General features: G+C 75.9%; 2 protein-coding genes. One reads left to right on the top strand and one right to left on the bottom strand.

Annotated elements, in window-relative coordinates:
* Positions 1-21: 21 nt before the first annotated feature.
* On the bottom strand, positions 22-1,494 hold the full coding sequence (locus QCD68_RS17030; protein ID WP_301223872.1) for a CHAD domain-containing protein: 1,473 nt from the start codon (positions 1,492-1,494) through the stop codon (positions 22-24).
* A 222-nt stretch (positions 1,495-1,716) separates the two neighbouring features.
* Here QCD68_RS17030 and QCD68_RS17025 point away from each other — a divergent pair, with 222 nt between their 5' ends.
* Positions 1,717-3,036 carry a maltokinase N-terminal cap-like domain-containing protein gene (locus tag QCD68_RS17025; protein ID WP_301223871.1) on the top strand — a complete coding sequence of 440 codons (1,320 nt, stop codon included), beginning with the start codon at positions 1,717-1,719 and terminating at the stop codon, positions 3,034-3,036.
* Positions 3,037-3,180 lie beyond the last annotated feature (144 nt).

Genomic DNA, 3,180 nt, shown 5'->3' with positions numbered 1-3,180 from the left:
TGCACCCCTACACGGCAGCGCTCATGTCCGCCGTGCCGGTGCCGGACCCCGTCGTGGGGCGGGGCCGCCCCCCGCACCAGCGGCCCCGCGCCCCCCCCCCCCCCCCCCCCCCCTCGCCAGGACACCGGCGGTGAAGTCCGTCCGCAGCTGCAGGGCCGTGACGGCGTGCGCGGCGTCCAGTCCGTCGCCCACAGCCGCCTGCACCTTCCGGAGTCGACCGAGGTGCTGACGGCCGCTGACGAATCCGCCCGCCGCGTCGATGCCGTACCGGAGCCGTCGCGCGGCCTTGCGGGCATCGTGGAGCACCTCGAGGTCACCGGCGCGGGCTGCCGTGTCCCGCACACGTCGCACGCGCCGTCGTTCGCGGTGCAGGCGACGCTCGACGAAGGGACGAACGGCCTCTCCGGCCCGAGGACCGGGCGGTGCGGCGGCGATGAGCGCGTCGAGTGCATCGAGGGCGTCGAACCACTCGGCGGATCGCAGCACCTCATCGAACCCGGCTGCTGCGTCGCGGTGAGGGGCGGTCAGGCGGGCGAGGAGCGCGGCCGACGCGGCGTCGCCGACGAGTCCGATGGGTGCGCGGTCGGCCAGTGACCGCACGGTCCCGACCAGGACCTCGGCGTCGCGGGCCACCCCGGCGGCACGCCCGACGTGGCCGAGGCTCCGTCGCACCACTTCGGTGGCGCCGCGGTCGAGTGCTCCGCGGTACACGGCCAGGACACTCCGGATCCGGCGGAGCGACCCGCGGAGGGCGTGCAGCGCGTCGGGCTCCCCGCGCCGGACGAGCGGGTCGATCCGGACCACGTCGGCACGGAGCGTGGCCAGGGCATCGACGACGAACCGAGCGGCGGTGCCCGATCTCGGGCGGCGCACTCCGGCCGGTCGACGGACGGGCGTACGTCGGGGGAGCGGCACCGGCGGCTGCTCGGACAGGCCTGCGCCCCGCTCGTCGCCCTCGGCCGCACTGTCCTCGGCTGCGTCCCGCATCGCCCGCTCCACCCCGCGGACGAGCGCATGCTCGCTGCCGTCGTCGGCCAGCGCCCACCACCGGCCGACCCGCAGCACCGGCTCGCCCGGAGCGCCTTCGTCGACCCGGACGTCGGCGACCTCGGCACGCACGCGGCCGTCCCGACTGTGCAGCACCAGCAGGGCCGCCGTGGTGTCGCGCCGCCGGACCACGGTCAGGGGGCGACCACGGAGGTACACCGCCAGCTCCGGCACCGGGGCATCAGCCGTCCGGTCCGCCAGCTGTTCCGAGCCGTCCCCGCGGTCGATCGTCCAGGTGCCGTCTTCACTGCGCACCAGGTCGACCCCGGCGGCGGCGAGCACCCCGTCCGACGTGTCCCAGACGGTCTCACGCACGATCACGTGCGGGACCCGTCCGACGACGTCCGCGTAGGGCTCGAGGGCGGGCAGACGGCGCGCGTCCGGCACCCGCCACGTCAGGCGTGGGGCCGGGAAGTCGTCATCGTGGGGATCGTCTCGCTGGGGCATGCGAGTCAGTGTCGTCCGGACCACCCCAGCGCCGTGACGGTCCCCGCGAACTGTGGACAGCCTCCCGGCCAGCGTCGCCCTGTGCAGGAAGGGACGCAGCCCGCCACCGTGACCCGACGCGGCCCGGACCCGCGCCCCGACGCGGCCCGCCACCGCGCCGCGACGCACCCCACACCCGTGATCCCGCGACCCAGCGCAGCAGCGACGGGTAGCGTCCCCGACATGACCGACGCTGTGCACGCCGACCCCTTCGAGACCGCCGTCGCCGGCTGGATGGCCGACCAACGGTGGTACGCCGCCAAGGGCGGGACCCCCAGCATCCGGGTCGTCGCCGAACAGACCGACACCACCGCGGACGCGACGATCCGCACCCTGTTCGTCCTCGACGACGCCCCCACCGGCCCCGTCCTCTACCAGGTCCCGCTCACCGTGCGCCCCGCCGCGATCCCCGAGCTCGCGCACGCCCTGGTCACCGAACTCGACGGTGCAGCGGTCTACGACGCCCCGCACGACGTCGCCTACGCACGCTGGCTGCTCGGCCGCATCGAGGCCGACGGTGAACACATCGGTCCGGTCACCGGCGCGCGCGTCCTCAGCGGCGAGCAGTCGAACACGTCCGTCATCGCCGACACCGCCGAGAGCGGCCAGGTGATCACCAAGGTCTTCCGTGTCCTGCACGACGGTGAGAACCCCGACGTCACCACCCAGCGTGCGTTGTCGACCGCCGGCTCCGTCCGCGTGCCACGCACCTTCGGCGCGCTGACGGGGGAGTGGCCGGACGCCGGTCAGGCGAGCGGCACCGCGCACGGCCACCTCGCCTTCGCGCAGGAGTTCCTGCCGGGGCTGGAGGACGCCTGGCGCGTCGCGCTCACGGCGGCCCGGGGCGGCGAGTCCTTCGCCAGTGCCGCCGACCGACTCGGTGCCGCGCTCGCCGAGGTGCACACGGTCCTGGCCGGCGCGATGCCCACCGCGACCTCCGGACCGGACCAGGTCGACGAGGCGATCGCGACGATGCGTCGTCGCCTCGACACGGCGGCCGCCGAGGTGCCGCAGGTCGCCGAGCACGCCGCCGCCGTCGGCCGGGTCTACGACCGGGCGGCGACCGTGCCGTGGCCGACCATGCAGCGTATCCACGGCGATCTGCACCTCGGGCAGGTGCTCTCAGCCCCCGAGCCCCGTGGATGGGTCTTCCTCGACTTCGAGGGCGAGCCGCTCCGTCCGATGCCGGAACGCTCACGTCCGGACGTCGCACTGCGGGACGTCGCCGGCATGCTGCGGTCCTTCGACTACGTCGCCGGCGCCCTCGCGCACGAGGACGAGCCCGTGGACACCGGCGACTGGGCGCACGAGGCGCGCAGTGCGTTCCTCGACGGGTACGAGCGGGGCAGCGGGTCCGACCTGCGCGCACACCGCGCACTGCTCGACGCCTTCGAGCTCGACAAGGCGGTCTACGAGGTCGTCTACGAGGCGCGGAACCGCCCCACCTGGGTCGGCATCCCCGTCGCGGCGGTCGACCGGTTGGTCGCGCGCTCGGCAGCATGACGACGGTGGGTCGCGCGTGCAGCGTGACCGGATGACGGGCGGGGGGGGGCCGGGGCGCCCCCCCCCCCCCCCCCCCCCCCGCCGGCCCCCCCCCCCCCCCCCCCCCCCCCCCCGGCCCCCCCCCCCCCCCCCCCGCCCGCGGGC

Origin of the sequence: Curtobacterium sp. PsM8 (assembly GCF_030433875.1) — a bacterium.
Taxonomy (GTDB): Bacteria; Actinomycetota; Actinomycetes; order Actinomycetales; family Microbacteriaceae; genus Curtobacterium.
Note: the sequence above shows the minus strand (reverse complement) of the source record. Positions and strands in the feature narration are given on the sequence as shown.

Bases quoted from the DNA above. Each gene is read 5' to 3' on its own strand.
- QCD68_RS17030 (WP_301223872.1), bottom strand. From the start codon at position 1,494: ATGCCCCAGCGAGACGATCCCCACGATGACGACTTCCCGGCCCCACGC.
- QCD68_RS17025 (WP_301223871.1), top strand. From the start codon at position 1,717: ATGACCGACGCTGTGCACGCCGACCCCTTCGAGACCGCCGTCGCCGGC.